Origin of the sequence: Actinacidiphila acididurans (genome assembly GCF_016918855.1) — a bacterium.
Lineage (GTDB): Bacteria > Actinomycetota > Actinomycetes > Streptomycetales > Streptomycetaceae > Actinacidiphila > Actinacidiphila acididurans.
Genome location: NZ_JADKYB010000036.1, coordinates 53,340 through 59,886 on the forward strand (window position 1 = coordinate 53,340; position 6,547 = coordinate 59,886).

Below are 6,547 nucleotides of genomic sequence, written 5' to 3' on the forward strand. Positions count from 1 at the left end.
TGCGGCACGACCCCGGCCTTGCCGCAAGCCCCCCGGTGCGCTATACGTTAAGAGTGGCGGGGAGTGGGTGACGCTCCTCTTTCCGGCGCCGTCGAGCCCGGGTCGACGCCCGGAGCCCAGAGGCTGCGCGCACGGGATGGTCAGGGGACGATGCAGCAGAAATGGCCCGAGGGTCCCGCCGCCGATCCGGAGGCCGCGCGGGAGCGGTACGAATCCGATCTGCGGGCCAGCCGCGCGAACGCGCGGGACGCGATGAGAGCCGAGGTGCTCGACGCGCATTTCGGCCTCGGGATCGTCGTCGTCGCCAGTGTGATCGTCGGGTGGCTCCAAGGACCCGTCACCGGGGCCCTGGTCGCAGGCACGTTCGCCGCCCTGTTCACCGGTGTGCTGGCGGTCATACGTCTGCGGCGGGTCCGCGGGCGCGACGCGATGCGCCGGGCCTACTTGCTCGTCTTCGGGTGGGGGCGCTGGTTCTAGACGGCGCGGCACACCTGCACTTCCGTAGCCGCACACCTACACGCCCTGCACGTGGCGACCGAGGACACACCTACGGGCGTCGCTGCCCGTACGGAGCGACACGCGCCCGCCCGCGCCCCTCGTATCCGAAAGGCGCGGGCGGGCGACGCTCGACTTACTGCCGCCGGACTCAGCCGACGGTGAGGGTGCTGATCCGCTGAGCCCCGCCCGTCGTGCCCGGGGCGGCGCTCACCATGTCCAGCCGGAGGCGGTCGGTGTGGACGGCGGTGAAGGAGATGACCGTCGGGGCATCGCTCGCGGTGGCCCATGCCACGCTCTGGCCGCTCACCGGGACCCAGCGGTCGCGGTCCCAGTAGGAGACGGTGACGGAGCCGGGCAGCGAGTGGGTGGCGTCGACGGTGAACGAAACCGAGACGCTGGACAGGGAGTTGGCGTCCGCCCAGGCGACCGAGACCCAGTCGCCGGGACGGGCGCCGCTGAAGGCGGGCAGGAGCGCGGTGGCGCTCTTGTTGAAGGCGTTCGACCAGCCGGTGGCGGGGTTGCCGTCCACCATCGCCGCGGGCAGCGAGCTCTCGGAGCCGGAATAACTGGCGTCCGCGGCCGGGTAGGTCACCGGTCCGGGGCCGGGGTCGGGCGCGAGCCGTACGGGCGCGGTGGTGGCGACCGGGCCGTGCGCCTTGGTGGTGCGCACGGACACCGAGCCCTTGTGCAGCCCGGGCGCGGTGGCCGTGACGGTGAGCCCGCCGGGCTCGGTGCCGGTGCGGACGATGGCGAGCGCCTTGCCACCGAAGGTGGTGCGGGTGGTGGCCTGGTAGCGTTCGGCGCTCTCCTGCCGGCCGTTGTCGAGGCCGGCCAGGGAGCCGCCGGCCACGTCGAAGGTCAGCAGTTCGGCGGCGTTCGGCAGCACCACGCCGTGCGCGTCGACGACTTCGGCGGTCACGTACACCAGGGAGTCGCCGTCGGCCGTGGCGGAATCGCGGTCGGCGGTCAGGCGTACGGCGTGCGCGGCGCCGGCCGTACGCAGCACGTCGGTGGCGACGACCCGGCCGCCGCTGCGGGCCACCGCCTTCAGCTCGCCCGGGGCGAAGGGCACCTGCCAGGTCAGGTGGAGCTTGCCGGCGCTGCCGTTGGGGCTGGTGTAGCTGCCGGGGTAGGCGCCGCCGGTGACGGTCTTGTCGTCGCCGGTCGCCTCGGTCGTCTCCAGGTACCCGCGGCCGTCAACGGTCTTCTTGCGGTCGAACGTGCGGGTGCCCATCGACGCGCCGTTGACGAAGAGTTCGACGGTGTCGACGTTCGCGTACGCCCACACCTCGACGGTCTCGCCCGGCGCGTGGTCGGTCCAGTCCATCGGGAGCAGGTGGACCATCGGCTCACTGGTCCACTGGCTGCGGAAGAGCCAGTACATGTCCTTCGGGAAGCCCGCGGTGTCCACCGCGCCGAAGAAGGAGGACTTCACCGGGAAGACGCTGTACGGGGTCGGTTCGCCGATGTAGTCGGTGCCGGACCACAGGAACTCCCCGGCGAAGAACTTCCGGTCGCGGTCCTTCTTCAGCCCGTACTCGCCGCTCATCGTCCACGAGGCGAGGTTGTTGTCGAAGCTGGAGGTGGCGCGCTTGCCCGGGACGTGGTTCTCGCCGGTGTTGAGGTGCTGCGGTTCCTGGTAGGTGCCGCGCGAGGAGGTCTCCGAGGAGGACTCGGACTCGAACAGGAACAGGTGCGGGTAGCGGGCGTGCAGGGCGTCGACGGAGGCCGCGGTGTTGTAGTTGAGGCCGAGGCCGTCGAGCTTGGCGAGCATCTTGTCGGCGGCCGAGCCGACGGCGGGCAGGCCGCGGTACTTGTCGGAGCCGATCACGACCGGGCGGGTGGTGTCGACCGCCTTGATCGCGGCGATCAGGCCGTCGGCGATGGTCAGGCCGAGGGAGCTGGTGGAGTCCGGGATCTCGTTGCCGATCGACCACATCATCACCGCGGGCGAGTTGCGGGCCGCGAGCACCATCTCGGTGATGTCGGCGGTGCTGTTGGCGTCGAAGAAGCGGTGGTAGTCGTACGTGGTCTTGCCGGTGTGCCAGCAGTCGAACGCCTCGACCATCATCACGATGCCCAGTTCCTCGCAGGCCTGGATCATCTGCGGCGAGGGCGGGTTGTGCGAGGTGCGGAAGGCGTTGACGCCCATCGACTTCATGATGGTCATCTGCCGCAGCACCGCGTCCTCGTGGATCGCCGAGCCGAGCGCGCCCTGGTCGTGGTGGAGGTCGACGCCGCGGATCTTGGCGGGCACGCCGTTGATCGACAGGCCCTGGTCGGGGTCGAGGACGAGCCAGCGGAAGCCGAATCCGGTGGTGTAGGTGTCGACGGTCCGGCCGGCCACCTGCACCTCGGTGACCAGGGTGTAGCGGTTGTCCGGGGTGTCCGGCGACCACAGGGCGGGCTGGTCGACGCGCAGGTCGAGGGCGGCGGTCGCGGCGGTGCGGCCGGCCGGCAACTCCAGGGGCGCGCTCGTCCGCGCCACCCGGTGGTCCTTCGCGTCGCGGACGGTCGCGACGACCACCGCGGAGGCGCCGGCGCCGCTGTCGTCGGCCACGGAGACCTCGGCGTGCACGGTCCCGTATCCCTGAGCCGCCGTCGTGGCGAGGTCGGGGGTGGTGACGAAGGTGCCCCAACGGGTCACGTGCACCGGGTCGGTGACCACCAGGCGGGCGTGGCGGTAGATGCCGCTGCCGGAGTACCAGCGGCTGCTCGGCAGTTGGTTGCGGATCGTGACGGCGATGACGTTCGGCGTGGAACCGTCGGTGTGGACCAGGTCGGTGATGTCGTGGGCGAACCCGGTGTAGCCGTAGGGGTGATTGCCGAGCAGCGTGCCGTTGCAGTAGACGTCGGAGTCCATGTAGACGCCGTCGAACTCCACGGAGATCCGGCGGCCGGCGACCTGCGGCGGCAGGGTGAAGGTCCGGCGGTACCAGCCGAGGCCGCCGGGCAGGTAACCCGTGCCGCCCGAGGTGCCGTTGGCGGTGGTGGGGGTCTGCTCGATGCTCCAGTCGTGCGGCACGCGGACGGCGCGCCAGCGGGAGTCGTCGTACGCGGGGTCGGCCGCGCCTGCGTACGCGCCGGTCGGGTCGGTGACACCGCCGGGGTTCACCAGCGCGAACCGCCAGCCGTCGGCGAGCGGGATACTTCGGGGGACGTTGGTTCCTGTTGGAAGCGGCTGACCGGCGGCGCCGGTGCGGGTCGTGGCGCCGGCGCCGGCGGCGAGGCCCGGCAGAGCGGGTACCACCACCGCTCCAGCGGCTCCGGCCAGGATCGATCTGCGGTCGACCGACATAGTGACCTCCTCGTCGAGGGCATGCGTCTGGCTGCGCAACACTGTTCCGCGAGCGCCATAATTGACCAACATCGAACAGACTCGCGCATCCGCCGCGGATTCTCGCAGGGCGTCACCCGGCCGGGTCAAGGGTCTTGCCGCAGCCCGTGGAAAATTGATGAAGGATGCAACGATGTCCGGCGCCGGGCGTTGACAGCGCCGGGCCGCGGCAGTTGACTCCCGACGGTCTGTGCGTACCCGAAAGGCCGGGGGTGCGCGAGAAAGCCCGGGGGTACCCGAAAGGCCGGAGGTACCCGAAAGCCGGGGCGGACGTCGACGGTCCGGCGGGCGTGAGTGCGTACGCGCGCCCGGATGCGGTCAGTTGCCGTCGTCCGGGTGGTCCGCGCCGGCGGGGACCGGGGGCCGGGCCGAGCCGTCCGCGAGGCCCGCGATGACGAGGTCGAAGGTGCGCTCGACGGCGATGTCCTGGGCCCCCGGGTCGAGGTGGCGCAGGGGGCCGTCCAGCAGCAGGACGGACAGGCCGTGCACCGCCGCCCAGACCGCGTACTCCGCGTCCACCCGGGCCTCGGCCGAACGGTCGGCGGCCGCGACGAGGTCGTCGATGAGCGTGCCCAGCAGCACGTAGGCGCCCTCCTCCCGGAATTCGTCGGGGTCGGCCTCCGGCTCGCCTCCCGGCCCCGCGCCGCCGTTCAGTCCGGCGGCCTCCTCCCCCGCCGCCGTAGGCCGGAACGCCGTCGCGAACAGGCCCGGTTCGGCGCGGGCGAAGTCCACGTAACCGCGGCCGGCCGCCCGCAGGCGAGCGGTCGCGCGGGCGACCGGATCCTCGTGCGGGACCACGTCCTCGACGGCCGCGAGCATGCGCTCGCTGATCATTGTCAGCGCCCGCTCCTTGACCCGTTCCAGCAGCGCCTGCTGGCCGGCGAAATGCCGGTACGCGGCGGTCGGCGACACGCCCGCCCGCCGGGCCGCCTCCCGCAGCACGACCGCCTCCGGCCCGCCGGCGCGGCCGAGTTCGACAGCGGCGTCCTCCAGGGCGTTCGCCAGGTTCCCGTGGTGATACGACATACGGCCCATGACGGCATCATGCCTGGCTCCGGGGGTTGTCGTCGGCCCCCCGACCGCACCACGGCAATACGGGAGAGGTTCCCGGCAGCGCGCTTACCGACGATGGCATGCAGGCACAGCAGGCAACGTCGGCCGGGGTCCGGGAGGTAGACGGGTGTCCACAGCAGTGTTCGCTTCGCCGCGTCGGACCGCCATGGCGGTGCCGCCGGCCACGGCCGCGGCCCCGATCGGGCGCGGCCCTTCCGCACAGCCCCTTCGGGACGTCTCCGGCCCGCGGCCGGCGGCGCGATTCCCCCACGAACGCCAGGCCGGCCTTTGGAGCGGGGCCGGCCTGGCCACCTTCCGCACGGGTCCGGTTCGGCCGGTGCCGGCCGAACCGGGCCTGGAGTGAGCGTGGGGCGCGGGGCGCGTCCGCGGGTGGGTTGCCGCCCGGGCGGACGGGGGACGGCGTGAGAGCGGAGGAACGGCGCGCGCTCGTGCTGCGCGTGGCCGTCACCGAGTTCGGGCTGCGCGGGTACGAGGCGACGTCGACCGCGTCCATTGCGCGGCGGGTCGGGGTGTCGCAGCCGTATCTCTTTCGGCTCTTCCGGTCGAAGAAGCACTTGTTCACCGCGACGGCGGATTTTTCGCTGGCGGAGATGTGCAGGTTGATGGAGGACGCGGCGAAGGGGGTGGACCATGGGGAGCGGCTGGCGGGGTGCGTCAGGACGTTTCTGCGGCCGGGGTCCGCGCACCGGGATCTGCTGAGGTTTCAGCTCGCGTTGTACGGGGCGGCGGGGGATCCTGACGTTGCCGTTGTCGCGCGGCGGCATTACGAGACGCTGTGGCGGCGGGTGTCGAAGGCGACGGGGGCGCCCGATGAGAATGTGCACGGGTTCTTTCAGGAGTTGTCGTTGACGATCGTACGTGCGTTGCTGGACGAGTAGCGGGAGTGCGTGCGGGTTATTCGTGATCAGGGGGCGGGGCCTGCGGGGTGGGGGTCCGAAATCTCATATTTACGAGCCTGGCGGCTCACAAATATAAGTCAGCATTTCGGACCCCCACCCCTCCGGCCCCTTCGGCCGTCGTCAACCGTCCCGTCTCCGCCCGCACGATTTCCTCTCCGGCCGCGCGGTCTCTTCTGCCGGTCTCTTCTGCGGCCGAGTCGGTTCCGTCTGCGGCCGGCACGGATTCTTCTCCGCCAGCCCGGTTCTTCTCCGGCCCGCACGGTTCCTGTCCGGCGAGCATCGTTTCTGCTGCGGTCAGCACGGCTCCTGTCCGGCCCGCACGGTTTCGCCTGCGGCCGGCACGGATTCTTCTCCGCCAGCACGGTTCTTCTCCGGTCCGCACGGTTCCTGTCCGGCCGGCATCGTTTCTGCTGCGGTCAGCCCGGTTCCGCTCCGGTCAGCATGGTTTCGCCTCCGGCCGACACGGATTCCTCTCCGGTCGGCACAATTCCTCTTCGGCCCGGATCGTTCTCCTCCGGCCGGAGACCGCTTCTTCCGGCTGACTGCCGATGTCGCCGGGCCGGGCGGACTGCCGCTGCCTGGCGTCGAGTTCGCGCACCAGCGCGGGCGCGCCCGCCGCGTCCACGGCGCCGCGCAGGCACCGTTGGGGAATCCGTACAGCCACGCCCGCGAGTCCGAAAAACGTTGCGGCCGGCCGACCGGGAATCGCTTCCCTGGGGTCGGCCGGCCGGGGTCGGGG

At 71.7% G+C, this 6,547-nt stretch carries 5 protein-coding genes; 2 read left to right on the forward strand and 3 right to left on the reverse strand.

Annotation, left to right across the window (positions count from 1 at the left end; translation table 11 throughout):
- The first annotated feature begins 150 nt into the window (after positions 1–150).
- Complete coding sequence (locus tag ITX44_RS38760; protein ID WP_205364350.1) at positions 151–477, forward strand: hypothetical protein; 327 nt, start codon at positions 151–153, stop codon at positions 475–477.
- Positions 478–646: 169 nt separating this feature from the next.
- Here ITX44_RS38760 and ITX44_RS38765 read toward each other — a convergent pair whose 3' ends face one another.
- Both ITX44_RS38765 and ITX44_RS38770 read right to left on the reverse strand, forming a co-directional pair.
- The gene (locus ITX44_RS38765; RefSeq protein ID WP_205364352.1) at positions 647–3,796 is read right to left on the reverse strand and encodes a glycoside hydrolase family 2 TIM barrel-domain containing protein; all 3,150 of its coding nucleotides are present in this window, start codon (positions 3,794–3,796) and stop codon (positions 647–649) included.
- Positions 3,797–4,153: 357 nt separating this feature from the next.
- The gene (locus ITX44_RS38770; protein ID WP_205364354.1) at positions 4,154–4,870 is read right to left on the reverse strand and encodes a TetR/AcrR family transcriptional regulator; all 717 of its coding nucleotides are present in this window, start codon (positions 4,868–4,870) and stop codon (positions 4,154–4,156) included.
- Between the two features lie 440 nt (positions 4,871–5,310).
- Between ITX44_RS38770 and ITX44_RS41950 the strand changes: the two genes are divergently transcribed.
- Complete coding sequence (locus ITX44_RS41950) at positions 5,311–5,787, forward strand: TetR/AcrR family transcriptional regulator (RefSeq protein WP_307795691.1); 477 nt, start codon at positions 5,311–5,313, stop codon at positions 5,785–5,787.
- A gap of 457 nt (positions 5,788–6,244) precedes the next feature.
- Here ITX44_RS41950 and ITX44_RS38780 read toward each other — a convergent pair.
- The coding region (locus ITX44_RS38780; protein ID WP_205364358.1) for a hypothetical protein at positions 6,245–6,547 on the reverse strand (303 nt) is incomplete at its 5' end.

Excerpts from the sequence above, each read along its gene's own strand:
- ITX44_RS38770 (WP_205364354.1), bottom strand. The coding sequence starts at position 4,870 with ATGGGCCGTATGTCGTATCACCACGGGAACCTGGCGAACGCCCTGGAG.
- ITX44_RS38765 (WP_205364352.1), bottom strand. The coding sequence starts at position 3,796 with ATGTCGGTCGACCGCAGATCGATCCTGGCCGGAGCCGCTGGAGCGGTG.
- ITX44_RS38760 (WP_205364350.1), top strand. The coding sequence starts at position 151 with ATGCAGCAGAAATGGCCCGAGGGTCCCGCCGCCGATCCGGAGGCCGCG.